The 26248-nt window shown below is 73.9% G+C and carries 22 protein-coding genes; 9 read left to right on the plus strand and 13 right to left on the minus strand.

All coding sequences use genetic code 11. The features are described 5' to 3' along the window. Positions 1-12: 12 nt before the first annotated feature. From D1J60_RS07525 to D1J60_RS07540, 4 genes are all read right to left on the minus strand, one after another. Positions 13-1302, minus strand: coding sequence for a haloacid dehalogenase-like hydrolase (locus tag D1J60_RS07525; RefSeq protein ID WP_241253175.1), 1290 nt, complete (start codon positions 1300-1302; stop codon positions 13-15). Positions 1303-1401: 99 nt separating this feature from the next. Then, positions 1402-2193 (minus strand): 3-oxoacyl-ACP reductase, encoded by a 792-nt coding sequence (locus tag D1J60_RS07530; RefSeq protein ID WP_007263151.1) that lies wholly within the window; start codon positions 2191-2193, stop codon positions 1402-1404. A gap of 5 nt (positions 2194-2198) precedes the next feature. Beyond that, positions 2199-3563: an aldehyde dehydrogenase family protein gene (locus D1J60_RS07535; RefSeq protein WP_125820584.1), complete on the minus strand. Its 1365-nt coding sequence runs from the start codon at positions 3561-3563 to the stop codon at positions 2199-2201. Positions 3564-3611: 48 nt separating this feature from the next. After that, positions 3612-4976 (minus strand): glutamine synthetase family protein, encoded by a 1365-nt coding sequence (locus D1J60_RS07540; RefSeq protein ID WP_125820585.1) that lies wholly within the window; start codon positions 4974-4976, stop codon positions 3612-3614. A 77-nt stretch (positions 4977-5053) separates the two neighbouring features. Here D1J60_RS07540 and D1J60_RS07545 point away from each other — a divergent pair, with 77 nt between their 5' ends. The 4 genes from D1J60_RS07545 to D1J60_RS07560 all read left to right on the plus strand — a co-directional run bounded on the left by D1J60_RS07545 (position 5054) and on the right by D1J60_RS07560 (position 9098). Next, positions 5054-5800: an FCD domain-containing protein gene (locus D1J60_RS07545; protein ID WP_125820586.1), complete on the plus strand. Its 747-nt coding sequence runs from the start codon at positions 5054-5056 to the stop codon at positions 5798-5800. 151 nt (positions 5801-5951) lie between these two features. Further along, positions 5952-7418: an ethanolamine permease gene (gene eat / locus D1J60_RS07550; protein WP_241253176.1), complete on the plus strand. Its 1467-nt coding sequence runs from the start codon at positions 5952-5954 to the stop codon at positions 7416-7418. A 47-nt stretch (positions 7419-7465) separates the two neighbouring features. Beyond that, positions 7466-8191 (plus strand): gamma-glutamyl-gamma-aminobutyrate hydrolase family protein, encoded by a 726-nt coding sequence (locus D1J60_RS07555; RefSeq protein ID WP_164720858.1) that lies wholly within the window; start codon positions 7466-7468, stop codon positions 8189-8191. Positions 8192-8285: 94 nt separating this feature from the next. Continuing rightward, the gene (locus tag D1J60_RS07560) at positions 8286-9098 is read left to right on the plus strand and encodes a hypothetical protein (protein ID WP_241253177.1); all 813 of its coding nucleotides are present in this window, start codon (positions 8286-8288) and stop codon (positions 9096-9098) included. Here the strand turns inward: D1J60_RS07560 and D1J60_RS07565 are convergent. Next, positions 9091-9438, minus strand: coding sequence for a hypothetical protein (locus D1J60_RS07565; RefSeq protein WP_125820588.1), 348 nt, complete (start codon positions 9436-9438; stop codon positions 9091-9093). The two genes, D1J60_RS07560 and D1J60_RS07565, sit on opposite strands and share 8 nt — an antisense overlap. Before the next feature lie 378 nt (positions 9439-9816). After that, a complete protein-coding gene (locus D1J60_RS07570) occupies positions 9817-10737 on the minus strand; it encodes a LysR family transcriptional regulator (protein ID WP_125820589.1) in 921 nt (306 codons plus the stop codon). 70 nt (positions 10738-10807) lie between these two features. Between D1J60_RS07570 and D1J60_RS07575 the strand changes: the two genes are divergently transcribed. Then, positions 10808-11938 carry a TDT family transporter gene (locus D1J60_RS07575; RefSeq protein ID WP_125820590.1) on the plus strand — a complete coding sequence of 377 codons (1131 nt, stop codon included), beginning with the start codon at positions 10808-10810 and terminating at the stop codon, positions 11936-11938. Here D1J60_RS07575 and D1J60_RS07580 read toward each other — a convergent pair. The 4 genes from D1J60_RS07580 to D1J60_RS07595 form a co-directional block, all read right to left on the minus strand. Beyond that, entirely contained in the window at positions 11935-12645 is a 711-nt protein-coding gene (locus tag D1J60_RS07580; RefSeq protein WP_125820591.1) for a helical backbone metal receptor, read from the minus strand. The two genes, D1J60_RS07575 and D1J60_RS07580, sit on opposite strands and share 4 nt — an antisense overlap. Before the next feature lie 4 nt (positions 12646-12649). Next, complete coding sequence (locus D1J60_RS07585; RefSeq protein WP_125602831.1) at positions 12650-13198, minus strand: XRE family transcriptional regulator; 549 nt, start codon at positions 13196-13198, stop codon at positions 12650-12652. 248 nt (positions 13199-13446) lie between these two features. Continuing rightward, a complete protein-coding gene (locus tag D1J60_RS07590; protein ID WP_241253178.1) occupies positions 13447-15429 on the minus strand; it encodes a peroxidase in 1983 nt (660 codons plus the stop codon). Between the two features lie 79 nt (positions 15430-15508). Next, the gene (locus D1J60_RS07595) at positions 15509-16918 is read right to left on the minus strand and encodes a galactose oxidase-like domain-containing protein (RefSeq protein WP_125820592.1); all 1410 of its coding nucleotides are present in this window, start codon (positions 16916-16918) and stop codon (positions 15509-15511) included. Positions 16919-17113: 195 nt separating this feature from the next. Here D1J60_RS07595 and D1J60_RS07600 point away from each other — a divergent pair, with 195 nt between their 5' ends. The 4 genes from D1J60_RS07600 to D1J60_RS07615 all read left to right on the plus strand — a co-directional run bounded on the left by D1J60_RS07600 (position 17114) and on the right by D1J60_RS07615 (position 21721). Next, positions 17114-18019, plus strand: coding sequence for a 5'-3' exonuclease (locus D1J60_RS07600; RefSeq protein ID WP_125823912.1), 906 nt, complete (start codon positions 17114-17116; stop codon positions 18017-18019). 50 nt (positions 18020-18069) lie between these two features. Next, positions 18070-18915: a siderophore-interacting protein gene (locus D1J60_RS07605; RefSeq protein WP_185899802.1), complete on the plus strand. Its 846-nt coding sequence runs from the start codon at positions 18070-18072 to the stop codon at positions 18913-18915. Positions 18916-19177: 262 nt separating this feature from the next. Next, positions 19178-20734 carry a serine hydrolase gene (locus D1J60_RS07610; RefSeq protein WP_125820593.1) on the plus strand — a complete coding sequence of 519 codons (1557 nt, stop codon included), beginning with the start codon at positions 19178-19180 and terminating at the stop codon, positions 20732-20734. Positions 20735-20752: 18 nt separating this feature from the next. Beyond that, positions 20753-21721, plus strand: coding sequence for a pseudouridine synthase (locus D1J60_RS07615; RefSeq protein ID WP_125820594.1), 969 nt, complete (start codon positions 20753-20755; stop codon positions 21719-21721). On the opposite strand, the gene D1J60_RS07620 is transcribed toward D1J60_RS07615, so the two are convergent. From D1J60_RS07620 to D1J60_RS07630, 3 genes are all read right to left on the minus strand, one after another. Further along, a complete protein-coding gene (locus D1J60_RS07620; RefSeq protein ID WP_125820595.1) occupies positions 21666-22361 on the minus strand; it encodes a TetR/AcrR family transcriptional regulator in 696 nt (231 codons plus the stop codon). The two genes, D1J60_RS07615 and D1J60_RS07620, sit on opposite strands and share 56 nt — an antisense overlap. Positions 22362-22452: 91 nt before the next feature. Then, entirely contained in the window at positions 22453-25305 is a 2853-nt protein-coding gene (locus D1J60_RS07625; protein ID WP_125820596.1) for a DEAD/DEAH box helicase, read from the minus strand. 46 nt (positions 25306-25351) lie between these two features. Further along, entirely contained in the window at positions 25352-26239 is an 888-nt protein-coding gene (locus D1J60_RS07630; RefSeq protein WP_125820597.1) for a diacylglycerol kinase, read from the minus strand. Positions 26240-26248: the final 9 nt, after the last annotated feature.

Here is a 26248-nt window from a genome sequence, read left to right on the forward strand (position 1 = left end):
CAGCCCTCGCCGTCAGAAGACGGTGTCCGTCTGGTCGGGGATGACGCTCGCGTCGCCCCGGCGGACGGGGCCCGCGGTGCCGTCGTGGTCGACGTAGCCGGTGGTGGAGCAGGGGTAGGGGCCGGTCTTCTGCTTCTTCGGTTCGATGAACATCGGGTTCACGATCCACTTGCCGTCGCCGTTGTCGTAGGCCCGGCACATGAGTTCGTTCTTGTTGCGGTTGAGGACCAGGCGCAGGCCGGTGGCGTCGCGCAGGAACGAGATGTCGGTGTCGGAGTCGCCCGCGGCGAAGACCTGGCGGCGGGCGGCCGGCTGGACCTTCTCGGCGGCCCTGCCGCGGACGCCGAAGACCTCCTTGTTGATCCAGCAGCGCTTGCCGTCGATGTAGGTGGTCATGGTGTCGGCGCCGTCGGGGACGGATCCGCAGCCCTGGAGGTGGGCGGTGAGCCTGCCGTCGCGGGTGGTGGTGTTGCGGATGCCGATGACGTGGGCGGCGTCGATGCCGACGCCCCGGGCCCAGACCTCGACGACGGGCTGCGGGGAGGCGGAGCTGATCCAGACGTCGAAGCCGGCGCGCTGGAGTTTCCCGACGAGGTCGCGCTGCTGGTCGTAGTAGCGGACCCAGCCGGTAGCGGTGCCGGTGCCGACCTGCTGCTTGGTGCCGATGGGCGCGGCGAGGTTCTCGGTGCGGGCGGCGGCCGCGAAGGCGCGTACCTGCTTCGCGGTCCAGCCCTGGGTCAGCTGGGCCAGCCAGGCGTAGCCGGGTTCGGTCGTGCGGCGGTCCCAGCCGGCGAAGGCGGCGGCGCCGGTGCGGGTGGCGGCGGTGCCGTAGACGGCGTTGATCTCGTCGGCGCAGGCGGCGCCGGCGGGGGTGCCGGTGGGCAGGGGGGTGCCGGGGCGGGCGAGGGGGCCGCAGGCGGCGGCGAGGGCCTGGGCGGCGGCCGGGGTGAGGTGGCGGCTGGTGGTGGTCCAGTCTCCGTCGGCGGGCTGGCGGATCCTGCCGTTGCGCAGGAGCCAGAACATGGTGGCGTCGCCGACGTCGTTCTTGACGACGGTGTTGTCCCAGTCGAAGACGGCTACGGGCTTGGCGCGGGCCGGCCGGTGCGGGGCGCAGCTGCCGTACTGGTCGATGAGCTGCTGGAGGCGGGCCTGGTTGTCGCCGTACCAGCCGGCGGCGAGTTCCGGGGTGGTGCAGGCGGGTTGCGCGGCGCGGGCGGGGCCGGCGGCGGTGAGGCAGCCGGCGGCCATGAGGGCCGCGGCGCCGGCGGCCAGGAGCCGGCGTCTGGTGGTGGGTCGGGTCACGGGCACTCCTCGTGGGGATCGTGGCGGGCCGGTGGAGCACGACAGCCGGGCGTCGTGCGACGCCCGGCTGTCGGGTGGGGGGTTCGGTGTGTGCGGGGTTTACAGGGGGGTGACGTACGCGCCGGAGATGCCGCCGTCGACCAGGAAGTCGGTGGCGTTGATGAAGGAGGAGTCGTCGCTGGCGAGGAAGGCGACGGCGGCGGCGATCTCGGTGGGTTCGGCGAACCGGCCGAGCGGGATGTGCACGAGGCGGCGGGCGGCGCGCTCGGGGTCCTTGGCGAAGAGCTCCTGGAGCAGCGGGGTGTTCACGGGCCCGGGGCAGAGGGCGTTGACGCGGATGCCCTCGCGGGCGAACTGGACGCCGAGTTCGCGGGACATGGCGAGGACGCCGCCCTTGGAGGCGGTGTAGGAGATCTGGGAGGTGGCGGCGCCCATGATGGCGACGAAGGAGGCGGTGTTGATGATGGAGCCGCGGCCCTGGCGCTGCATGTAGGGGAGGGCGGCCTTGCAGCAGAGGTAGACGGAGGTGAGGTTGACGTCCTGGACGCGGCGCCAGGCGTCGAGCTCGGTGGTGAGGATGGAGTCGTCGTCCGGGGGCGAGATGCCGGCGTTGTTGAAGGCGATGTCGACGGAGCCGTAGGTGTCGTAGGCCGTCTTGAAGAGGGCGTCGACCTGCTCCTTGTCGGTGACGTCGACCTGGACGAAGGTGCCGCCGACTTCTTCGGCGGCGGCCTTGCCCGCGGCGGGGTCGATGTCGGCGCAGACGACGTTGGCGCCTTCGGAGGCGAGGCGGCGGGCGGTGGCGAGGCCGATGCCGCTGCCGGCTCCGGTGATGACGGCGGTGCGGCCGACCAGGCGGCGGCAGACGATCTCTTCGGTGCGGTCGGTCATGGGGTTCAGGCCTCCGTGCTGATGAAGACGTTCTTGGTCTCGGTGAAAGCGGTGAGGGCGTCGGGTCCGAGCTCGCGGCCGAGCCCGGACTGCTTGTATCCGCCGAAGGGGGTCCAGTAGCGGACGCTGCTGTGGGAGTTGACGGACAGGTTCCCGGCGCGGACGGCGCGGGAGACGCGCAGGGCGCGGCCGACGTCGCGGGTCCAGAGGGAGCCGGAGAGGCCGTACTCGGTCGCGTTGGCCAGGCGTACGGCGTCCTCCTCGTCCTCGAAGGGGAGGATGACGGCGACGGGTCCGAAGACCTCCTCGGCGGCGACGGGCGCGGTGGGGTCGACGTCCGTGACGAGGGTGGGCGGGTACCAGAAGCCGGGGCCCTCGGGGGCCTTGCCGCGGATGGCGCTGAGGTCGTCGGTGACGTAGGAGCGGACGCGGTCGAGCTGGGCGCGGGAGATGAGCGGGCCCATCTGGGTCTTCTCGTCGAGCGGGTCGCCGACGGCCACGGACTCGATGCCGGGGGCGACGAGTTCGAGGAAGCGGTCGTAGGCGGTGCGCTGTACGAGGATCCGGGTGCGGGCGCAGCAGTCCTGGCCGGTGTTGTCGAGGAAGGCCATGGGGGCGGCCGCGGCCGCGGCTTCGAGGTCGGCGTCGGCGAAGACGATGTTGGGGCTCTTGCCGCCGAGTTCGAGGGTGACGCGCTTCACCCGGTCGGCGCACTTGGCCATGATCTGCTTGCCGGTGCGGGTGGAACCGGTGAAGACGATCTTGGCGACGCCGGGGTGTTCGACGAGCGCGTCGCCGGTGACCGCTCCGTGGCCGGGGAGCACCTGGAAGAGGTGTTCGGGGATCCCGGCTTCGAGGGCGAGTTCGGCGAGGCGCAGGGCGGTGAGGGGGGTGGTCTCGGCGGGCTTGAGGATGACGGCGTTGCCCGCGGCGAGGGCGGGTGCCAGGCCCCAGGCGGCGATCGGCATGGGGAAGTTCCAGGGCGCGATCACGCCGATGACGCCGAGGGGTTCGAGGAAGGTGACGTCGATGCCGCCGGCGACGGGGATCTGGCGGCCGGAGAGGCGTTCCACTCCCCCGGCGGCGAAGTCGAGGAGGTCGCGGACGTTGCCGGCTTCCCAGCGGGCGTTGCCGATGGTGTGGCCGGCCTCGCGGACCTCGAGCCGTGCCAGTTCCTCGATGTGGCCGTCGACGACGGCGGCGAAGCGGCGCAGGAGTCTGGCCCGGTCGCCGGGGGGTGCCGCCGCCCAGGCGCGCTGGGCCCTGGTGGCCCGGGCGACGGCGGTGTCGACGTCGTCCCGTGTGGCGGCCGGGACGACGGCGACGGTTTCCTCGGTGGCCGGATTCAGTACTTCCAGCGCATCGGACACGTGGGGGCCTCTCTGGGGTCGGTTCGGGGGTACCGGGCTTCCGGGGTCTTACAGGCGTTCGAAGGAGCGGCGCAGCTCCCAGTCGGTGACCGCGGAGTCGTAGGCGTCGAGTTCGACGCGGGCCATGTTGCGGTAGTGGGCGACGACCTCGGGGCCGAAGGCGGCCTTGGCGATCTCGCTGTTCTCCCAGAGCTCGGCGGCTTCGCGGAGGGTGGCGGGGACGTGGGCGTAGTCGGCGGTGTAGGCGTTGCCGGTGCAGGCCTCGGGCAGCTCCAGGCGGTTCTCGATGCCGTACAGGCCCGCCGCGACCAGGCCGGCGACGGCCAGGTAGGGGTTGACGTCGCCGCCGGGGAGGCGGTTCTCGAAGCGGGTGGAGCGGCCGTGGCCGACGACGCGCAGGGCGCAGGTGCGGTTGTCGAAGCCCCAGGCGACGGCGGTGGGGGCGAAGGATCCCGGGCGGAAACGCTTGTACGAGTTGATGTTCGGGGCGTAGAGAAGGGAGAAGTCGCGCAGCGCGGCCAGCTGACCGGCCAGGAAGTGCCGCATCACCGGTGACATTCCGTCCGGTCCGTCCCCGGCCATCACGTTGCGTCCGTCGGCGTCGGTGAGCGAGAGGTGGATGTGACAGGAGTTGCCCTCGCGCTCGTCGTACTTGGCCATGAAGGTGAGCGAGACGCCCTCCTGGGCGGCGATCTCCTTGGCGCCGGTCTTGTAGACGGCGTGCTGGTCGCAGGTGGTGAGCGCCTCGTCGTAGCGGAAGGCGATCTCGTGCTGTCCGAGGTTGCACTCGCCCTTGGCGGACTCGACGACCAGGCCGGCGGCCTGCATCTCGTTGCGGATGCGGCGCAGGAGGGGCTCGACGCGGCCGGTGCCGAGGACGGAGTAGTCGATGTTGTACTGGTTGGCGGGGGTCAGGCCCCGGTAGTTGGCGTTCCAGGCCTGTTCGTAGGTGTCCTGGAAGACCATGAACTCCAGCTCGGTGCCGACCATGGCGGTGTAGCCGAGTTCGCCGAGGCGGTCCAGCTGGCGGCGCAGGATCTGGCGGGGAGCGGCGAGGACCGGCGAGCGGTCGTTCCAGGCCAGGTCGGCCATGATGAAGGCGCTGCCGGGGTTCCAGGGGATGCGGCGCAGGGTGGCGGTGTCGGGGTGCATGGCGAAGTCGCCGTAGCCCCGGTCCCAGGAGGACATCTCGTAGCCGTCGACGGTGTTCATGTCGGTGTCGACGGCGAGGAGGTAGTTGCAGCCCTCGGTGCCGTGGGCGAGTACCTCGTCGAGGAAGAACTGTGCGGCGAACCGCTTGCCCTGGAGCCGTCCCTGCATGTCGGGGAAGGCCAGGACGACTGTGTCGATCTCACCGCTCGCGACGAGGGCCCGGAGCTCCTCGGGTGCGAGCGGCGGCATGCGGTCTACCACTGGAATCTCTCCTTCGGTGAGCCGAGGAGGCCTAAGGTATTGAATAGAACCATTGCTTGGGAAGGGGAGGAACCGAGATGACCGACACGGAGAGCGGCGCTGGCGCGATCGCGCGGCTGAATCCCGTGCTGCGGCAGGTGCGGGCGGGCAACGGTTTCGAGGAGGCCCTGGAGCAGATCCTCCAGGTGGTCCGGCTGGGTCTGGTGCCGGGCGGGGAACGTCTGCCACCCGAGCGCGAGTTGGCGGAGCGGATGGGGATCAGCCGGGTCACCCTGCGCGAGGTGCTCAAGGTGCTCCAGGACCAGGGCCTGGTGGAGGCCCGGCGCGGCCGGTACGGCGGGACGTTCGTGCTGGCCCGCCCCGACACCCCGGCCGGCGGCGCCGAGGAGGAGCTGCGCCGGCGCGTGGCCGGGGTGGACATCGAGGACGTGCTGCGCTTCCGCGAGGTGCTGGAGGTGGGCGCCGCCGGGCTGTGCGCCTCGCAGGGACTGTCGCAGGAGCAGGCCGAGCGGCTGCTCGCGGCGCTCGCGGCGACCCACGACGCCCCGCTGGCCGAGTACCGCCGCCAGGACACCCTCTTCCACCTCGCCCTGTGCGAACTCGCCGGCTCCGCCACGCTGACGGCCCAGTACGCGGCCGTCCGGGCGACCGTGAACGAGCTGCTGGACTGCATCCCGCTGCTGGTGCGCAACCTGGAGCACTCGCAGCAGCAGCACACGGTCCTGGTGGAGGCGGTGCTGGAGCGGGACGCCGAGGCGGCCCGGGCGGTGATGCGCGAGCACTGCTGCGGGACGGCGGCCCTGCTGCGCGGGTTCCTGACCTGAGGCGCCGGGGACGTACGGGGGTCCGGTGGCCGGTGGCCACCGCGGGCGCGGGGAGGTTTTCGTAACCGCTGTTTAACGCAGGGGTCTTGCGCGCTCCACACCCTTGACGCAAAGGTACGCCTCACAACCATTGCCCTAGGCAGGAGCGCACATGGCCGACGACATCGCACCCGTGCCCGTATCCGCACCACCCGCCGCGAAGGGCGACGCCGACGCGGAGTACCTGGAGCGCCGGACCCTGCGCCGCGGCAGCGCCGGCTGGCTGCTGCTGACCGGGCTCGGCGTCGCGTACGTCGTCTCCGGCGACTTCTCCGGCTGGAACGTGGGCCTGGACAAGGGCGGCTTCGGCGGCCTGGCCATCGCCACCGTCCTGATGGGCGCCATGTACGCCTGCCTGGTCTTCTCCCTCGCCGAGCTGTCCACGATCCTGCCGACGGCCGGCGGCGGCTACGGATTCGCCCGCCGCGCCCTGGGCCCCTGGGGCGGCTTCCTCACCGGCACCGCCATCCTCATCGAGTACATCCTGGCCCCGGCGGCGATCGTCATCTTCATCGGCGACTACGTCGAATCGCTGGGCCTGTTCGGGCTGACGTCCAGCTGGCCCGTCTACCTCGGCTGTTTCGTCGTCTTCATCGGCGTGCACCTGTGGGGCGTGGGCGAGGCGCTGCGCTTCAGCCTCGTGGTCACCGCCGTCGCGGTCGCCGCACTGCTGATCTTCGCGCTCGGCGCCCTCACCGAGTTCGACGCGGGCTCGCTCGACAACATCGCCGTGGACACCGACGCCTTCGGCTCCAGCTCCTGGCTGCCCTTCGGCGTCCTCGGCATCTGGGCCGCCTTCCCCTTCGGCATGTGGTTCTTCCTCGGTGTGGAGGGCGTCCCGCTGGCCGCCGAGGAGGCCAAGGACCCGGTCCGCTCGATGCCGAAGGCCCTCGCCATCTCCATGGGCATCCTCGCCCTGCTCGCCCTGATCACCTTCTTCGCCGCAACCGGCGCCCAGGGCGCCGACGCCGTGAAGACCGCCGGCAACCCCCTGGTCGTCGCCCTGGAGGGGGACGGCGGACCGACCGCGCTCAGCCGCTTCGTCAACTACGCCGGACTCGCCGGGCTGGTGGCCTCCTTCTTCTCCCTCATCTACGCCGGCTCCCGCCAGCTCTTCGCCCTCTCCCGGGCCGGCTACCTGCCGCGCTTCCTCTCCCTCACCTCCAAGCGCAAGGCCCCGTACCTCGGACTGGTGATTCCCGGCGCCATCGGATTCGCCCTCGCGGCGGCCACCGGCAACGGGGCGCGGATGCTGAACATCGCGGTGTTCGGCGCGACCATCTCGTACGCCCTGATGGCCCTGTCCCACATCGTGCTGCGCCGCCGCGAGCCCGGCCTGGACCGGCCGTACCGCACCCCCGGAGGGGTGCTGACCTCCTCGGTCGCCTTCGTACTGGCCCTTTCGGCCCTCGTCGCCACCTTCCTGGTGGACAAGGACGCGGCACTCATCGCACTCGCCGTGTACGCCGTCGCCCTCGCCTACTTCGCGATCTACAGTCGGCACCACCTGGTGGCCTCGGCACCCGAGGAGGAGTTCGCCGCGCTTGCGGAAGCCGAGGCGGAGTTGACCCGCGACTGAGAACCTTGTCCCGCCCCTTGATACGGCACCAACCTGGAGGTAATACCGTGCCCAGGCCGCTCATCGGCATCACCGCCTATGTGGAGGAATCCACCCGCTACAACGTGTGGGACCTCCCGACGTCCCTCGTCCCCTCCGGCTACTACGAGCTGGTCCAGGCGGCGGGCGGCGCGGCCGTGCTGCTGCCGCCGGACGAACCGGAGCGGGCGGCGGAGGTGCTGGGCCGGCTCGACGGCCTGATCGTCTCGGGCGGCCCGGACGTCGACCCCGCCCGCTACGGTGCCGCGCGCGACCCCCGTACGGGTCCGCCCGCGCGGGTCCGCGACGAGTGGGAACTGGCCCTGCTCGCGGCCGCCCTGGACTCCGACCTGCCCGTGCTGGGCATCTGCCGCGGCATGCAGGCCCTGAACGTGGCCCTGGGCGGAACGCTGGTCCAGCACATCGACGGCCACGTCCACACCCCGGGCGTCACCTCCTGGCACCCCGTCAACCCCGTGGCGGGCACCCGCTACGCGGAGCTGGTCCCGGAGAAGGCGGAGGTCCCGACCTACCACCACCAGGCGGTGGACGTCGTCGGGCGCGGCCTGGTCGTCTCGGCGTACGCCGACGACGGCACGGTGGAGGCCATCGAGGACCCGGACCGCTCCCGCTACGTCCTGGGCGTCCAGTGGCACCCGGAGCGGGACAAGGACACCCGGGTGATGGCCTCCTTCGTCGAGGCGGCGGGCGCCCGCCGGACGCTGCCGGAGCCGGTGGGGGTCTCCGTCTCCTGACGCCCGACGTCCACCCGCGGGCCGCACGGATTCCCCACCGTGCGGCCCGCGGGCACGAATGGCCCCTTCGGCGGGCGGCGCGCACGCTGGAAGGATGCGGACCGAGGCCAACGGCACGGCCACCGGACCGGTGTCCGGGTTCCTGCAGAACCCGGTCGTCGGGATGGCGCCGTGGATCGTCTTCTCCCTGCTGGTCGGCCCGGGACGGTTCGAGATCGCGGTCGGGGTCGCCCTGGCCTCGGCCGTCGTCCTGGTGGTGCTGGGCCGGGTGGTGCACCGGGGCAGCTCGTGGAAGCTGCTGGAGGTCGCCGACGTGGTGTTCTTCGCCGCGCTCGCCGTCATCGGCGCGCTCGCGAGCGACGGCACCCTGCGCTGGCTGGAGACGTACGCGGGCGAGATCGCGAACCTGACCCTGACGGTGATCGCCTTCGGCTCGATGGCCGTCCGGATGCCCTTCACCCTCCAGTACGCCCGCGAGCAAGTCGATCCGTCGCTGTGGCACGCGCCGGCCTTCCTCCGCACCAACTACGTGATCACCGGCGTGTGGGGGCTGGCCTTCCTGGTGGCGGCCCTGGCGGGCGCTTTCGGGGACCTGGTGCTGCGCGACCCCGACAACATCTGGACCGGCTGGATCATCCAGGTCCTGGCGATCGTCGCGGCCCTGCGGTTCACCGTCTGGTACCCGGAGGTCGTACGCGCCCGGGCGCGGGGCGAGGCCGCGCCGGGCGGGGCCTCGCTGCTGCTGCCGGTGGCGGGGCTGCTCGTACCGGTCGGCATCGCGGTGCTGGTGTTCGACGGCGGGGCCTGGTGGCTGGGCGTGGCCCTGATCGTCGCGGGCGGACTGCTGACGAAGGCACTCCGCGCGCGCGCCGCGTCCGGGCCGCGCCCGGCCGACCGGATCAGCTGAAGACGACCGAACGGAGCTTCAGCCGCTCGCTGCCGCGGCCCACGATCGGGCGCAGCGAGAAGAAGTCGCCCTCGCACTCGGGCTCCGTGAACACGGTCGCCGTGGCGTTGGTCCGGTTGCGCGGGGAGTGCGCGGGCTCACTGGCGTTGGGGTCCGCCACCTCGGGAAGGGTGATGCACTCACGGCTCTCGGGCTCGAGCAGGATCCGGATGTGCGGCCGGCCGTCCAGGCCGATGAAGGTGTACTGGAATTCGCCGACCGCGGCGGAGGCGGACTGCGGGACGGCCAGCAGGAGCGTGAGGGCGCCGAGGGCGGCGATGGAGGCACGGCGGAGTCGCATGGGGAATCCCCTCGTTCGGAATGGCAACAAACTTGCGGCAGCGACCTTTCCGGGGGGCCTGGCGGAGGTCACCGCCCGCCACGCGCCGAAACGATTCCCCGTCACCCGTACGGCCCCCGCCGTCCCGGGGTACGCCGCTGCGCGGAGCGGTCCCCTACCCGCCCTTCCACCGTTCCCGCCTCAAACGCCGGCGAGGCTGGAGTGCGCGCAGCGCGCTTCCAGCCTCGCCGGCGTTTGAGGCGCGGGGGTATGGGGGCGGAGCCCCCAGGGGGTCCGGGGCGCAGCCCCGGGGAACGGAGGAAGGGCGGGGCGGGGAGCAGCGCCGCAGGCACCCGCACCCGGCACCGCGCCGCGACACGCACCCACACCGCCGGACGGCTAGCGGCGCCGGGTCAGCGAGAGCAGGTCCCGCGCCGGCCCCGCCGGCCGGGTCCCGGTCGGCCAGACGGCGCGCAGGGCGCGGGCCAGGGCAGTCCCCGGCACGGGGACGGACACCAGCCGCCGCGCCGCCAGCTCGTCCACCAGCGCGAGTTCCGACAGCACGCAGGGCCCGGCTCCGCTCAGCGCCGCCGCCTTGACGGCGGTCGTGGAGGCCAGCTCCAGCAGCGGCTGGGCCAGCCCCCCGGACGGCGCCAGCGCCGCGTCCAGCACCTGCCTGGTGCCCGAGCCGCGCTCGCGCAGGATCAGCGGGCTGCCGGCCAGCTCGGCCGGCTCCACCCCCTTCGAGCGCCGCGCCCACGGGTGCGTCGGGGCCACCGCCACCACCAGGCGGTCCTGGGCGATGACGGCCGAGTCCAGCCCGTCGGGGACGCTGAGCCCCTCCACGAAGCCGAGGTCGGCCTCGTGCGCCAGGACCCGCTGGGCGACGTCGGCGGAGTTCCCGGCGTGCAGGGACACGGCCGTGTCGGGGCGTTCCCCGCGCAGGGCGATCAGCCAGCCGGGCAGCAGGTACTCGGCGATGGTCATGCTGGCGGCCACCCGCAGCCGCGAGTCACGCCGCCCGCGCAGCGCCTGCGCGCCCACGTCGAAGGCCTCGGCGGCCTCCACCACCCGCCGGGCCCAGTCGGTGACGAGCGCGCCCTCCGCCGTGAGCGTCGAGCCGCGCGGGGAGCGGTCCACCAGCGCGACCCCGAGCCGCGCCTCCATCGCCCGGATGCGGCTGCTCGCGGCCGGCTGCGTGATGCCCAGCCGGCGTGCGGCGCCGCTCAGGCTGCCGACCCGGGCCACCGCGAGCAGCAGTTCCAGCGCGCCCAGGTCCGGCACGCGGTGCGCGAGCGGGACCGACTCCTCGTTACCCATAACATCAGTTTATGGCCTCATAGGCGTGCGGCCTCTGCCGTCCGGCCCGGCCCGACGGGACGCTGGACCCATGGCCACCACCGCCCTGCACCCCCGCACCACCGCCGCACCCGTCCTGCGGACCCACAAGGTCCCGCGGCTGCGCCACCTCGCCCCCAACTGGTACGCCTCCGTCATGGGCACGGCGATCATCGCCAACGCCGGCGCGACCCTCCCGTACCAGCTCCCCGGCCAGCGCGTGGCCTGCCAGCTCCTGTGGGCGCTGTCCGCCGTGGCCCTCGCCGTGCTGCTGACCGCCCGCGCCGGGCACTGGCTGCACCACCGCGACCAGGCCCGCGCCCATCTCCTCGACCCCGCCGTCGCCCCCTTCTACGGCTGCCTCGCGATGGCCCTGCTGGCCGTCGGCGCCGGCACCCTGACCGTCGGCAAGGACCTGATCGGGGCCGGCGCCGCCGTCGCCGCGGACACCGTGCTCTTCACCGCCGGCACCGCGACCGGGCTGGTCATGGCCGTCGTCGTGCCCTACCTGATGGTGGTGCGGCACAAGGTGGAGGCCTCCCAGGCCACCCCCGTGTGGCTGCTGCCCGTGGTCTCCCCCATGGTCTCCGCCGCCGTCGGGCCCCTGCTGGTCCCCCACCTGCCCGCCGGGCAGGCCCGCGAGGCGCTGCTGCTCGCCTGCTACGCCATGTTCGGCATCAGCCTGCTGGCCACCCTGCTGCTCCTCCCCCTGGTCTTCGGCCGGCTGATCGTGAGCGGGCCCCTGCCCCTGGCGCTGACCCCGACCCTGTTCCTGGTCCTGGGCCCCCTCGGCCAGTCCACCACCGCCGTCAACCAGCTCGCCGACGTGGCCCCCGGCGCCGTCGACGCCCCCTACGCCGGTGCCCTCGGCGCGTTCGCCGTGGTCTACGGGGTCCCCGTGATGGGCTTCGCTCTGCTGTGGCTGGCCCTGGCCGCCTCGATGCTGGTGCGGGCCGCCCGCGACGGCATGGGCTTCGCGATGACCTGGTGGGCGCTGACCTTCCCCGTCGGCACCTGCGTCACCGGCGCCGCCGGGCTGGCCCGCCACACCGGGCTGGACGCCTTCGCCTGGCTGGCCGCCGCCCTCTTCCTCGGCCTGGTCACCGCCTGGCTGCTCGCCGCCGCCCACACCCTGCGCGGCCTGTTCGCCGGCCGCCTGCTCCCCGCCACACAGGCGGCCTAATCCCGAAGGGCCGCCGCCAGCACCCGGGGGGCCTCCGCCAGGGAGGGCCCGTACCAGGTGAGGTGGCGGCCGCTGACCAGTGCGGCCCGGAGGCCCGGAAAGGCCTCCGGGCCGTCGTGCGCGGTGAAGGCGTACGGCTCGTCGGGGAGCACGACCAGGTCGCAGCCGCTCGCGGCGAGCTCCTGCGCGGGCACCCTCGGGTACCGCTCGGGGTGGCCGGCGTACGCGTTGCGCACCCCCAGCCGGGCGAGCAGGTCGCCCGCGAAGGTGTCGCGGCCGAGCACCATCCAGGGCCGCCGCCAGACCGGGACGAAGGCGGTGAGGTCCCCGACGGGTTCCACGGCCGCCCAGGCCTCCTCGGCCCGGTCCAGCCACTGCGGGCGCTCCAGCCCCAGCGCCCCCACCAGTACGCGGTCCAGCTCGGCGAGGGCCTGCGGCAGGTCCCGGATCTCGGTGACCAGCACCTCCAGCCCGGCCGCGCGCAGCGCCTCCAGGTCGGGGGCCCGGTTCTCCTCCTCGTTGGCGATCACCAGGTCGGGGCGCAGCTCCACGACGGCGCGTACGTCGGGGTTCTTCGTGCCCCCGACGCGCACCGCGTCCCCGAGGTCCGCCGGGTGCGTGCACCAGTCGGTGGCGCCCGCCAGCACGCCGGGCGCGCTGACCGCCACCGCCTCGGTCAGGGAGGGCACGAGCGAGACGACGCGCACCGGCTCAGTGCTCCGGCGAGGGCGGCTCGGCGGTGGCGTGGATGTGGTCGCCGACCGCGACGACCAGCAGCCGGGTGTCCTCGGTGACCGCGCGCCAGCGGTGGCGCACTCCGCCGGACAGGAACAGGGCGTCCCCGCTCTCCAGCCGGTAGGCCCGCCCCTCGGCCTCCACCTGGCAGGCGCCGGAGACCACGTACATGAGTTCGTCGTTGCGGTGCTGGTACTCGCGGCCGGCGTCCTGGTCGCCGGTGAACTCCAGCGCGTGCAGCTGGTGGTGGCCGCGCACGAGGGGGCGTACGCCCATCACCGGGGTGAGTCCGGACTCGTCGCCGGCCCGTACGAGGTCCACGGTGCGCGCGGTGTCGGAGGCGGCCAGCAGGTCCACGGCCGTGGTCTCCAGGGCGTCGGCGACCCGCTCCAGCGAACGCATGCTGGGGCGGGCGCGCTCGTTCTCTATCTGGCTCAGGAAGGGGACGGACAGGCCGCTGCGCGCCGACACCGCGGCGAGGGTCAGGTGCAGCGCGCGGCGCCGCTTGCGGACGGCGACACCCACCCGCAGCGGCTCCTTGGAGTCCTTCTCCTTGTCGTTGGCGTCGGTCGCGCCCGCCCGCGCGGGCGCGTACTCCCTGCCGTCGTCGGCGTCCGCGATGCTTCCGTCGTCCTTGCCGTTCATGGGGGCTGCCCTCCCCTGATCCTCGTCGCACATGGATGTGCTGTAAGCACCTTACGCAGCAACCGCCCCCGGATTCGCGCGCAAGAGCCCACCGGGCCCCGACCCGGTGGATTCCCGTCGTCGCCACGTCACCCTACGTGGCCCCCGCCGGCGTGCCACAGCGCACGGTCGCCGTCGAGGACCACCACGTCACCGGCGGGGCGGACCAGCATGCGGGCGCCGGGGTGGCCGGCGGTGCCGCTGCTCCACAGGTTCGTGCCCGAGGCGCCGCGTACGGTCAGCTCGCCGTCGGCGGAGAAGACGGCCTCGTTGCCGGTGCCCTCCGTGCCGGCGCTCCACAGGAGTGAGCCGGCCTGGTCGAGCAGGACGAGGTCGCCGTCGGCCTTGAGGGTCAGGCGCACGCTGCCCGCGTCGAGGACGTCGCCGGCGCGCAGGACGGTGCCGCGGTGGACCTCCAGGGAGCGGTCGAGCTTCCCCTGGGCCAGGGCGCGCAGGGTCGGCAGGGAGGGCGTGAAGGCGTAGAGGGCGCCCTCGGTGCGGACGAACCGGCCGAAGCCCAGGGTGGTGGCGCGGCTTCCGGTCGCGGACTCGGTCTCGAAGGTGACGGGGGACTCCGGGCCGAGGACCGGGTCGGCCCCCACGCGGGGGTTGCGGGCGGGCGGGAAGTCGACGTCGTTGATCCACCGCTTGGTGAGGAACTCGAACTGCTGCACGAGGTCGGCCTGGTAGCCGACGAAGACCAGGCCGCGCGGGGCCTCCTGCTCGCCGGCGGGCCGGTCGAAGTCGTAGGCCGGGCCGAAGGGGATGCCGCGCCGGATGATCCGCCGTCCGTCCAGGTCGGCTGCGGCCAGCGGGGGCCGGCCGGGGACGAGGACGAGGCCGTCGCGCGGGTTGCCCTTGCGGATGTGCGCGAACAGCGGGGTGTGCCAGCCGTCGGGGTCGTCCGCGTACTTCAGGGCGGCGTCCGGGTCGGTGCCGAGGGGGGCTGGCTGCTCGGCGAGCGGGCAGCCGGCGATGGGGGTGCCGCCGGGCCAGCGGCCGACGAGGCGGGCCGCGACCCAGGTCGCGGTGGCCTCCGGCGGCGCGGCCCCGGACTTCTTCAGGCCGGCCAGCCGCTCCCGGGCCTGGGCCCACCAGCCGGGGACGTCCTGGGCGAGCCGGCGGACCACCTGGAAGGAGCCGCCGGTGGCCCAGGCGGGCAGCCCGGCGGGCCGCCGCCCGACCTTCTCCTGTCCCACGAGGAACTCCCCGGGCGGCACCAGCCGGGTGCCGGGCTTGCCCTTCACGGTGGTCCCGTCCGCCGGGTCGGGTGCGTGGAAGCCGCGTACGCCGGGCTGGCTGATCCCGTCGGAGAAGCCGAAGTGCTCGTGCCCCTTCAGCGCCCCCGGGAGCTTGCCCGCGTCCTGCCGGAAGACGACCTCACCACCGGCCGGACCGAGGGCCTTGGTGTGGCGGGCGACCGCCGCGGCGAGCTTGGCGGGGTCGTCGGCGGACAGGCCGAGCACGGCGTGGACCGCGTGCTCGGGCCCCTCGGCGCCGAACAGCCAGGAGCCGGGCGCGCTGTCGCCGGTGTCTCCGAGCTGCTCCGCCCGCACGGCGGGGCCCTGGGCGAACGCCTCCGCGGTGCTGCCGGCGGGCAGGGCCGGGAAGGGCTCGCGGCCGGCGAGCAGGCGCAGCCCGGCGTGGGTGAGGGACAGCCCGGTCCACTGGGCGGAGAGCCCGGCCGGGTCGGCTCCGCCCGCCTTGAGCCGGGCCGCGCTGAAGGCGGCGTTGAAGCGGGCCATCTCCTCGGTGGTGGAGAGCTCCGGCACCAGCCGGCCCAGCCAGGTCCGGGCCCGTGCGGCGTCGCGGAAGTGCAGGAGCAGCAGGCAGGCGTGGTCCTTGCGGGAGCCCGCGAGGATGTCGCCCTGGGTCGTGCGGTCGGAGCGCAGGGGCAGGGCGGCGGCCCGGCCGGGGGCCGCGGCGGGCCGGGCCGGCGCCCCCGGGGGTGCCGCCGTCGCCGCCGTCGCCGTGCTGGCGGCGTACGGGCAGACGGTGAGCGCGGCGGCGGCCGCCGCCCCGGCCCTGATGACGGTCCTGCGGGCGGGGGGCTGGGGCTGCACGTCGTCCATCGGGTCTCCTGGGTGTGGGGCGGGCGGAAGAGGTCGGGCGGGGCGGTCGGCGGGGCGGTTCACCGAGGGCTGGGCCGGTTCAGGTCAGCCGGATCCAGCGCGCGACGCTGGGTACGCCCTTCGCGTCGAGGAGGAAGAGCATGTGGTGGCCGGGGGCCGCGGCCGCGGACGCCGGCGGGGCCTGGAGGGTGAGGAGCCCGCCCTCCCGCCGTTCGATGCGCAGCTCGGTCCGTCCGCGGACGGCGGCCCCGGCGGCGTGCGGAGCTCCGGCCGGGGCCAGCAGCACGGCCCGCCGTACCCGGTCCGGGGTGCCGGTGCGCACCAGGAAGCGGTCCCCGGGGGCGAGGGGGGCGGCCGGCACCTCGTCCAGGGCGGGCCGGGGCCCCTGGTACAGGTAGGCGGGCTCGTAGATCTCGATGGTGCCGTGCATGTCGTCGCGGAGGTCGGCGTCGTGGGCGGTCTGCTGCAGTTCGTCGCCGGTGAGGGCGACACGGCCGTCGGGCAGCACCAGCGCGCTGGAGTGGTGGCCGCGCGGCAGGCGCTGCACCGGGCCGAGCCGCCAGCCGCCCCGGGGGTCGCGCAGCTCCAGCTGGCGGTACCTCAGGTCGGGGGCGGGGCTGAGCAGGCCGCTGGCGTAGTCGTGGATGTCGTAGGCGCCGCTCGCGGTGAGCAGGGTCCCGTCGGGCATCAGGACGGTGTTGTCGCCGGGGCGGCCGGCGGCGGGCGCGTACGAGGGACCGGCGGCCGCGACGGGGTGCCCGAGGACGGGGAAGCGTTCCACCGCCGGGGGCCTGGTCCCCCACAAGGGCCCCGTCCCGCTGCCGGTGAAGGCCGTCCGGCGGGCGGCGGCCGTCTCCTGCTCGCGGCTCCAGGTCTCGCTCCAGGGGTCGAAGACCAGCGAGAGCCCGCTGCCGGCGGTGCCGCCGAAGACGCCGAGCCGGCCGCTGGGCAGCAGGGCGTGGCCGGTGCGGAAGAAGGGGGCGGTCGTGGGCGGGGTGACCTTGGTGAACGATCCGGCTCCGGTGCCCTTGGCGGGGTCCCACAGGAAGGCGCGGCCGGCACCGGTGTGCTCGAAGGAGAACAGCAGCACCTTGCCGGTGGGCAGCAGGGCGGTGTGCGCGCCGAAGTCCGGGGAGTCGAAGTACGCGGTGAAGGCGCCGTACACCGCCGGGCGGAAGCCCGCGTTCGCCCTGGCTTGAGACTCCGTCAGGGACGCGAGGCGGGCCGCCCTGGCCCCGTCCGGGCGGTCGGCCTCGTCGCGGATCGCGAGGCGGGTCCGGGCCTGCGCCTCGGCGTGCTCAGGACCCAGGCCCCGCGACTCGGCCGGCGAGACCTCCCGGCGGACGCGCTCGCGCAGCTCGCCGGGGCTCTGCCGGGCGGGCGCGGCCGGGTCCGGCGGCGGCGCGTCACGGGCCGCGGCGGGGCCGGCGGGGAGCAGGGACAGCACGGTGCTCGCGACGAGGGCGCGGGCGACTCCGCGACGGGGCATGCGGAACCCTCACAGGACGGGGAAGGGGCACGGCCGGACGGGCGGAGCGCCCTGCCGGTGATCCACACCTTCCGCGAGGGTCCGCGAACGCGCGCGCCGGGCGAACTGTTTGAGTGACGATCAGGTCACCCGGGGTGACGCGGAGACCCGTGCCGGCGTTGCGGCATCATCGTCTGCGTGACGACACGACGCCTGATGCTCCTGGACACCGCCTCCCTCTACTACCGCGCCTACTTCGGCGTGCCGGACTCCGTGAAGGCCCCCGACGGCACGCCCGTCAACGCGGTGCGCGGGCTGCTCGACATGATCGGGCGGCTGGTGCAGGACCACCGCCCGGACGACCTGGTGGCCTGCATGGACGCCGACTGGAGGCCGCACTGGCGGGTGGAGCTGATCCCCTCCTACAAGGCGCACCGGGTCGCGCAGGAGACCGAGACCGGCCCGGACGTGGAGGAGACCCCGGACACCCTGCTCCCGCAGGTGCCGATCATCGAAGCGGCCCTGGACGCGTTCGGCATCGCCCGGGTGGGGGCCGCCGGGTACGAGGCGGACGACGTGATCGGCACCCTGACCGGCCGCGCCATCGGCCCGGTGGACATCGTCACCGGCGACCGGGACCTCTTCCAGCTGGTGGACGACGCCCGGCAGCGCCGCGTGCTCTACCCGATCAAGGGCGTGGGGACGCTCCAGGTGACGGACGAGGCGTGGCTGCGCGAGAAGTACGGGGTGGACGGCCCCGGGTACGCGGACCTCGCGCTGCTGCGCGGCGACCCGAGCGACGGCCTGCCGGGCGTGCCGGGGATCGGCGAGAAGACTGCGGCGAAGCTGCTGGACGCGTACGGGGACCTGGCCGGGATCCTCGCGGCCGCCGGCGACCCGAAGTCGAAGCTGACCCCCACCCAGCGCAAGCGCCTGGACGAGTCCCGCCCGTACCTCGCCGTCGCCCCGAAGGTCGTCCGGGTGGCCGCGGACGTCCCGCTGCCGGCCTTCGACCCGGCCCTTCCCTCGTCTCCCGCTCGCCCCGAGATGGTGGAGGCGCTCGCCCATCGGTGGGGTCTGGGAGGAGCGATGTCACGTCTGAGCAGCGCGCTGCGGCGATGAGGTGCTAAGTTAGGTAATCCTAAGCTTCGTAAGGCGTAAGGGGAGACACCGTGGCAGAAGGACGCGCCCGCACCGTCGGCACCGCAGTCGTGGTACGCACCGAACGACTGACGCCGCACATGGTCCGCCTCGTGCTGGGCGGCGACGGGCTGGCGGGCTTCGACGCGGGTGCCCACACGGACCACTACGTCAAACTCCTCTTCGAACCCGAGGGCGTGCGCTACGCCGAGCCGTGGGACCTGGACGTCATCCGCGCGACGCAGCGCCGCGAGGCCTGGCCCCGCCAGCGCGCGTACACCGTCCGGGCCTGGGACCCCGCCCGGCTGGAACTGACCCTCGACTTCGTCGTCCACGGCGACGAGGGCCTCGCCGGCCCCTGGGCGGCCCGGGTCCAGCCCGGCGAGCTCGTCCACTTCCTCGGCCCCGGCGGCGGCTACTGCCCGGACCCCCGGGCGGACTGGCACCTCCTCGTCGGCGATGAGAGCGCGCTGCCGGCCATCGCGGCGTCGATGGAGCGGATGCCGGCGGGCGCGCGGGTGCAGGCCTTCATCGAGGTCGAGGGCCCGGCGGACGAGCAGGACATCCGCACCCCGGACGGCATCACCCCGGTGTGGCTGCACCGCGGCGACCGCCCGGTGGGCGCGGCCCTGCTGGAAGCCGTCACCACCCTGCACTTCCCCTCCGCCGACGTCCACGCCTTCGTCCACGGCGAGGCGGGCTTCGTGAAGGAACTCCGCCGCCACCTGCGGCTGGAACGCGGCGTGCCGCGCGAGCGGCTGTCGATCTCGGGCTACTGGCGCCTGGGCGAGACGGACGAGGGCTGGCGGGCGATGAAGCGCGACTGGAACGCCACGGTCGAAGCCGAGCAGGACCTCCCGGCCGCGGCCGCCGCGTAGGGCGTTCCCGCCTGGCCGTCGGCCGCCGCGCGGGGCGATCTCCCCGCCCCACCCTCCGCCCGTTCCCAGGGGCTCCGCCCCAGACCCCGCGCCTCAGACGCCGGCGAGGCTGAAAGAGCCGGGCGCTCCGCGCCCGTCGCGCTCGCGCGGAGCGCCAGACCCACCCTCCAGCCCCGCCGGCGTGTGAGGCGAGAACGGTTGAAGGGCGGGGAGGGGCAAGCCCCGCGCAGCGGACAACCACCCGCGGGCGGACAATGGCGGCATGCGTACGCTCCGCGCAGTCGGACTGGCCGGGGCCGCGATGCTGCTCGGCGTCGCGGCCGCGCCCGCGGGCCCCGCTCCCCCGCCCCCGCCCGAGCCCCGCATCACCGACGCCGCCGTCACCGCCGCCGTGAACCGGCTCGACGCGACCATCACCGACGGCATGCGCCGCACCGGCGTCCCGGGGGTCTCGGTGGCCGTCGTCCACGACGACAAGGTCGTCTACCTCAAGGGCTTCGGCCTCCGCCGCACCGGCGACACCGCCAAGGTCGGCCCCGACACCGTCTTCCAGCTGGCCTCCGTGTCCAAGCCGGTCACCACCACCGTCATCGCCGGCGCCCTCCCCTCCCCCGACGCCTGGGACCGGCCCCTCGCCGCCACCCTCCCCGGCTTCGCCCTCAAGGACCCCTGGGTCACCTCCCACGTCACCCCCGCCGACCTCCTCTCGCACCGCAGCGGCCTCCCCGACCACGCCGGGGACCTCCTGGAGGACCTCGGCTACGACCAGGCGTACATCCTCGGCCACCTCCACGAGGAGCCGCTGACCCCGTTCCGCGCGAGCTACGCCTACACCAACTTCGGGTTCACCGCCGCCGCCGAGGCCGTCGCCCGCGACCGCGGCGTGAGCTGGCAGAAGCTCAGCGAGGACACCCTGTTCAAGCCCGCCGGGATGACCCGCACCAGCACCGAGTTCGCCGCCTACGCCAACGCCCCCGACCGGGCGTCGGGCCACGTGAAGAACCCCGACGGCACCTGGAGCCCCCGCTACGTCCGCGACGCCGACGCGCAGACCCCCGCCGGCGGGACCAGCTCGACCGCCCGCGACATGTCCCGCTGGCTGCGGCTCCAGCTGAACACCGGCACCCTCGACGGCCGGCGCGTCATCCCCGCCGACACCCTCACCCGGACCCGAGTCCCCGAGATCGTCTCCCAGGCCCAGACCCCCCGCGGCACCCCGCAGTTCTACGGGCTCGGCTGGAACGTCAGCTACGACGACGCCGGCCGGCTGCGCCTGAGCCACTCCGGGGCCTTCGAGCTCGGCGCCAACACCCACGTCACCCTGCTCCCCCTGGAACGCCTCGGCATCGTCGTCCTGACCAACGGCTCCCCCGTCGGCCTGGCCGACTCCATCGCGCTCGACTTCTTCGACGTCGCCGAGCACGGCAAGCCCACCGCCGACTGGCTGCCGCTCCTCGCCGCCACGTACGAGCAGCTCGACTTCGCGCTCCGGTCCCCGACCGACTACGCCCACCCGCCCGCCGGCGCCAAGCCCGCCCGCGACGCCGCCGCCTACACCGGGACCTACGACAACCCCTACTACGGCCCCCTCACCGTCACCGCCGACGCCAAGGGCGGCCTGACCCTGTCCCTCGGCCCGAAGCCCCTGCGCTTCGCCCTGACCCACTACGACGGCGACACCTTCAGCTTCGAGACCACCGGCGAGAACGCCGTCGGCCGCACCGGGGTGTTCTTCTCCGAAGACGAGGACGGCGAGGACGGCAAGGTCCGCGTCGAGTACCTCGACCAGAACCACCTCGGCACCTTCACCCGCAGGTAGCGGCCTACCCTGGTCCCGATGACCCGCAGATCCCACATCCCGCCCGCGCCCCTCCCCCAGCAGGCCGGTATCGACCCGGTCCGGATGCGCCTGCCCCCCGACCACGAGGGCCGCTGGCCCACCCTCGGCGCCTACCTGACCGAGCGGTACGCCGGCACGCGCGGCTCCGAGTCCATGGCCCGGCTGCTCTCCGGCGGCCGGGTGCTCGGCGAGGGCGGGCGGGTGCTGCGGCACGAGGACCCGTACGAGCCGGGCGGCTGGCTCTGGTTCCACCGGGACATGCCGCCCGAGCCGGCCGTGCCCTTCCCGATCCGTGTGGTCCACCGCGACCGGCACCTCCTGGTGGTGGACAAGCCGCACTTCCTGGCGACCACCCCGCGCGGCACCCACGTCACCGAGACCGCCCTGGCCCGGCTGCGCCGGGAGCTGGACCTGCCGGCGCTGAGCCCCGCCCACCGCCTGGACCGGATGACGGCCGGGCTGGTGATGTTCAGCATCCGGCCCGAGGACCGCGGCGCCTACCAGCTGCTGTTCCAGCAGCGCCGGGTGCGCAAGGAGTACGAGGCCCTCGCGCCCCACGACCCCGCGCTGGAGCTGCCCCGGCTGGTCCGCAGCCACATCGAGAAGACCCGCGGGGTGATGGCGGCGGTCGAGGTGCCCGGCGCCGAGCCGAACGCCGAGAGCCTGGTCGAGCTCACCGGCGTAGGGGACGGGCTGGGCCGCTACCGGCTGACCCCGCACACCGGCCGCACCCACCAGCTGCGGGTGCACATGAACTCCCTGGGCCTGCCCATCCTGGGCGATCCCGTCTACCCGGTGGTCGCCGAGGCGGCGGACCCGGCGGACTACCGGCGCCCGCTCCAGCTGCTGGCGCGCACCCTGGCGTTCACCGACCCCGTCACCGGCGTCGAGCACCGGCTGGAGACCGGGCTCACCCTCCAGGCGTGGGAGGACCGGGCGGGCTGGGAGGCGGGCCCGGCGGCGTGAGCCCGGCGATCCGCAGGGCCGCGTCGGCCGCGGCCTCCGCGAAGACCGCGACCGGGCGGCCGGGATCGGAGCGGCGGACCAGCATGACGCCCTCGATCAGGCCGAAGACCAGGTCGTTGCGCAGGGCCAGCCCGCCCCGCTCCCGCGCCAGTTCGGCACCGGCGGGGGTGGCGGCGAGCAACGCCCGGTAGCCGTCGCGCAGTTCCCCGCGCATCCGGCGGAACCGTGCCAGCCGCGGCTGCCTCAGCTCGGGCAGCAGGTAGAGGGCGCCCAGGTCGTACGGGCCGCCGCACAGCAGCAGCACGTCCGAGCGGCACAGCTCCCACAGCCGCAGGGCGGCCGGCCGGGCGTTGTCGGCCAGCAGCCTGCGCACCAGGGCCAGCGAGGGCGCGACCGTGGACTCCAGGAGTTCGGCGAGGAGTTCCTCCTTGGCGCCGAAGTAGTGGTACATCGTGGCCTGGCGCATTCCGGCCCGTTCGGCCACCGCCCGGGTGGTGGTGGCCGCGTACCCCCGGACGGTGAACAGTTCGGCCGCCGCGCAGAGGATCTCCTCGCGCGGCGGCCGGCCGCTGTCCCGTCTCAGCCGGTCGGCGCGCGGCCGGCCGACCCGTCTCGGGCCTTCGCCCGTTCCCCCGCTCATACGCCCGATCGTCGCACAGCACACCGGCGAGGGATCATGGCAAGAGGTCAGATCCGGCCGTCGGGGGCTTCGGACGAAGCCCCAAAACCGCCTAGCCGACCGAGCTGTAGGCCACTACGCCCCGCAGCAGGGCGTCGACGGCCTTGCGGGCGTTGCGCGCGACCGTGCTCCCGCCCGCCGAGGACGGCGGGGCCGTCGAGGCGGGGGCCGCCTGCGCGATCTGCCCGAGGACGTCGATGACCTGCTTGCACCAGCGCACGAAGTCACCGGCCGGCATCTCCGCCTCGCGCAGCACCTCGTCCAGGCTCTTGTCGGAGGCCCACTGGTAGGCCGCCCACGCGAAGCCGAGGTCCGGCTCGCGCTGGCCCACGCCCTCCGCCTGGTTGATGCGGTGCTCCTCCTCCAGCGCGTCGAGCCGGCCCCAGATGCGGACCATCTCGCCCAGCGCCGCCTTCGCCGCGCCGCCCGGCACCTTGGGCGGTGCCGCGTCGTCGGACTGCCGGGCCTCGAAGACCAACGCCGAGACGCAGGCGGCCAGTTCCGCCGGGTTCAGGCCCTCCCAGACGCCCTCGCGCAGGCACTCCGAGGCCAGCAGGTCCAGCTCGCCGTAGAGCCGGGCCAGGCGCTTGCCGTGCACGGTGACCTCGTCCTCGCGCAGGTAGTCCAGCTCGGTGAGCAGCGCGTGGATGCGGTCGAAGGTGCGGGCGATGGTGTTCGTCCGGCCCTCGATGCGCCGCTCCAGCTGCTGCGTGTCCCGCTTGAGCCGGTGGTAGCGCTCCGCCCAGCGGGCGTGGTCCTCGCGCTCGTCGCAGCCGTGGCAGGGGTGCGCCCGCAGTTCGGCGCGCAGCCGGGCGATCTCGCGGTCGTCGGCCGCGGCGGCCCGGCCCGGCCGGTGCCGCTTCGGGTCGATGTGGCCGGCCTTGTTGCGCAGCGCCGTCGCCAGGTCCCTGCGGGACTGCGGGGAGCGCGGGTTGAAGGTCTTGGGGATCCGCATCCGGTCGATGGCCTCGACCGGGACCGGGAAGTCGATCGACGCGAGCCGCTTGACCTGCCGCTCGGCGGTGAGCACCAGCGGGCGCGGGCCCTCGTGGTACTCGTACCCGCGGTGCCCGTTGCTGCGGCCGCCGGGCACGCCCGGGTCCAGGACCAGTGCGAGGCCGGCGAACTTGCCGGTGGGGACGTGGATGACGTCGCCCGGCTTGAGCTTCTCCAGCGAACTGGCCGCCTGGGCCCGGCGCTGGGCCGCGCCCTGCTTGGCGAGGTCGGTCTCGCGGTCCTTGAGGTCGCGGCGCAGCCGCGCGTACTCCTCGAAGTCGCCGAGGTGGCAGGTCATGCCCTCCTGGTAGCCCTCCAGGCCCTCCTCGTTGCGCTGGACCTGCCGGGAGATCCCGACGACCGAGCGGTCGGCCTGGAACTGCGCGAAGGAGGTCTCCAGCAGTTCGCGGGAGCGGTGCCGGCCGAACTGGGAGACCAGGTTGACGGCCATGTTGTACGAGGGCTTGAAGCTGGAGCGCAGCGGATAGGTGCGGGTGCCGGCGAGGCCGGCGAGCTGCACCGGGTCCATGCCGCGCTGCCACAGCACCACCGCGTGGCCCTCGACGTCGATGCCGCGCCGTCCGGCCCGGCCGGTGAGCTGGGTGTACTCGCCGGGGGTGATGTCGGCGTGCTGCTCGCCGTTCCACTTGACGAGCTTTTCCAGGATGACCGTGCGCGCGGGCATGTTGATGCCGAGCGCGAGGGTCTCGGTGGCGAAGACGGCCTTGACGAGGCCGCGTACGAACAGCTCCTCCACGACCTCCTTGAAGGTGGGCAGCATGCCCGCGTGGTGCGCGGCGATGCCCCGCTCCAGGCCTTCGAGCCACTCGTAGTAGCCGAGGACGTGCAGGTCCTCGGTGGGGATGGAGGCGGTCCGCTCCTCGACGATCTCGCGGACCCGCAGGCGCGCCGTGTCGTCGTTGAGCCGCAGGCCCGCGTACAGGCACTGCTGGACGGCGGCCTCGCAGCCGGCCCTGCTGAAGATGAAGTTGATGGCGGGCAGCAGGCCGTCGTTGTCGAGGCGGGCGATGACCTCGGGGCGGCCCGGGGTCCAGATCCGGCCGCGGGAGCGGCGTTCGCGCTCGCGGTCGGCCTCGCGGACCATCTTGCCGCGGCGCCGGTCCTTGGGGCTGTAGCCGCGGCTGTTCTCCTCGCGGGCCATGCGCAGCAGGTCGGGGTTGACCTCGCGGCGGGCGGAACCGCGGCCTCCGTGGTCGGACTCCTCCTCGAAGAGGTCGTAGATCCGCCGGCCGGCCATCACGTGCTGCCACAGCGGTACGGGGCGCTCCTCGGAGACGATGACCTCGGTGTCGCCGCGGACGGTGTCGAGCCAGTCGCCGAACTCCTCCGCGTTGGAGACGGTCGCGGAGAGCGAGACGAGGGTCACCGACTCGGGGAGGTGGATGATCACTTCCTCCCAGACGGCGCCCCGGAACCGGTCGGAGAGGTAGTGCACCTCGTCCATCACGACGTAGCCGAGGCCGCCGAGCGCCTGGGAGCCCGCGTAGAGCATGTTGCGGAGCACCTCGGTGGTCATCACGACCACGGGGGCGTCGCCGTTGACGCTGTTGTCGCCGGTCAGCAGGCCCACCTTGGCGGCGCCGTAGCGCTTGACGAGGTCGGCGTACTTCTGGTTGGACAGGGCCTTGATGGGCGTCGTGTAGAAGCACTTGCGGCCCTGCTGGAGGGCGAGGTGCACGGCGAACTCGCCCACGATGGTCTTGCCCGAGCCGGTCGGGGCGGCCACCAGGACGCCCTTGCCGGCCTCCAGTGCCTTACAGGCTTCGATCTGGTACGGGTCCAGGTCGAATGCGTACATCTCGCGGAAGGGGGCCAGGGCGGAGGCCTCTTCGGCGGCGCGGATCCGGGCAGCGGCGTACCGCTCGGCGGGTGAGAGTTCTTCGGTCATCTTGTCTTCGAGACTACCCGTCGCCTCTGACAACAGTCGCGATCATTTATGTGAGGAGCCGGACCGCCCCGGGAACGCACTCGGCGGTCACCGGGAGGGCGCCCAGCGGCTCCCCGTCGGCGTAGGCGGTCAGGTCCGGGGCTTCGAGGGTGACCTTGGCGGCGCGGTGGACGGTGACCTTGGGGTGGGACAGGTGCGTCCCCTTGTAGACCTGCGGGAACACCGTGAGCAGGGTGCCGCGGCCGCAGTCGCCGACCACGGTGACGTCGAAGAGCCCGTCGTCGGGCAGAGCGTCGGCGCATATGCGCATCCCGCCGCCGTACGAGGTGCCGTTGCCCACCGCGACGAGGGTGGCCTCGGTCTCGATGACCGGGCCGTCGTCGAGGGTGATCCGGTAGGGGAAGGGCCGGAAGGCGGCCAGCTCCAGGGCGATGGCCAGGTCGTACTTGAAGCGCCCCAGCGGCAGCCGCATCCGGTTGCCGCGGTCGTTGACCCGCGAGTCGAAGCCGGAGCACAGCACGGTCCCGTACCAGCTGCCGGCCGCCCGGCCGAGGTCGATCTCCCGGATGCGGCTCTCCTTGAGGGCCTCGGCGGCCAGCCGCCCGGCGCCCGCGGGGTCGCCCACGGGCAGCCCGAGGGAGCGGGCGAAGTCGTTGCCGGTGCCGGCCGCGACCACGCCGAGCGGGACCAGCGTCCCGGCGAGGGCCTGGAGGGCGAGGGAGACCACCCCGTCGCCGCCCACCGCGATCACCGCTCCGGTGCCCCCGCGGACGGCGGCGCGCAGCCGGTCCAGGGCGTCGGAGGCGTCCGTGCCGACGACGGTCCGTACGCAGAAGCCGGCGGCCCGGAGCGCGGAAGCGGCCGGCCGCGCGGCGTGCGCGCCCCGGCCGCGTCCCGCGGTGGGATTGACGAAGAGGGTGATCTCAGCGGTCACCCACCGGAA

This window comes from Streptomyces sp. W1SF4, assembly GCF_003950035.1.
In the GTDB taxonomy this organism is placed as follows: Bacteria; Actinomycetota; Actinomycetes; order Streptomycetales; family Streptomycetaceae; genus Streptomyces; species Streptomyces racemochromogenes.

What these genes read in the sequence shown, in the direction of transcription:
- D1J60_RS07570 (WP_125820589.1), bottom strand. Translation starts at nt 10,737, where the DNA reads ATGGGTAACGAGGAGTCGGTCCCGCTCGCGCACCGCGTGCCGGACCTG.
- D1J60_RS07530 (WP_007263151.1), bottom strand. Translation starts at nt 2,193, where the DNA reads ATGACCGACCGCACCGAAGAGATCGTCTGCCGCCGCCTGGTCGGCCGC.
- D1J60_RS07595 (WP_125820592.1), bottom strand. Translation starts at nt 16,918, where the DNA reads ATGCCCCGTCGCGGAGTCGCCCGCGCCCTCGTCGCGAGCACCGTGCTG.
- D1J60_RS07600 (WP_125823912.1), top strand. Translation starts at nt 17,114, where the DNA reads ATGCTCCTGGACACCGCCTCCCTCTACTACCGCGCCTACTTCGGCGTG.
- eat (WP_241253176.1), top strand. Translation starts at nt 5,952, where the DNA reads ATGGCCGACGACATCGCACCCGTGCCCGTATCCGCACCACCCGCCGCG.
- D1J60_RS07545 (WP_125820586.1), top strand. Translation starts at nt 5,054, where the DNA reads ATGACCGACACGGAGAGCGGCGCTGGCGCGATCGCGCGGCTGAATCCC.
- D1J60_RS07565 (WP_125820588.1), bottom strand. Translation starts at nt 9,438, where the DNA reads ATGCGACTCCGCCGTGCCTCCATCGCCGCCCTCGGCGCCCTCACGCTC.
- D1J60_RS07590 (WP_241253178.1), bottom strand. Translation starts at nt 15,429, where the DNA reads ATGGACGACGTGCAGCCCCAGCCCCCCGCCCGCAGGACCGTCATCAGG.
- D1J60_RS07620 (WP_125820595.1), bottom strand. Translation starts at nt 22,361, where the DNA reads ATGAGCGGGGGAACGGGCGAAGGCCCGAGACGGGTCGGCCGGCCGCGC.
- D1J60_RS07575 (WP_125820590.1), top strand. Translation starts at nt 10,808, where the DNA reads ATGGCCACCACCGCCCTGCACCCCCGCACCACCGCCGCACCCGTCCTG.
- D1J60_RS07610 (WP_125820593.1), top strand. Translation starts at nt 19,178, where the DNA reads ATGCGTACGCTCCGCGCAGTCGGACTGGCCGGGGCCGCGATGCTGCTC.
- D1J60_RS07625 (WP_125820596.1), bottom strand. Translation starts at nt 25,305, where the DNA reads ATGACCGAAGAACTCTCACCCGCCGAGCGGTACGCCGCTGCCCGGATC.
- D1J60_RS07560 (WP_241253177.1), top strand. Translation starts at nt 8,286, where the DNA reads ATGCGGACCGAGGCCAACGGCACGGCCACCGGACCGGTGTCCGGGTTC.
- D1J60_RS07615 (WP_125820594.1), top strand. Translation starts at nt 20,753, where the DNA reads ATGACCCGCAGATCCCACATCCCGCCCGCGCCCCTCCCCCAGCAGGCC.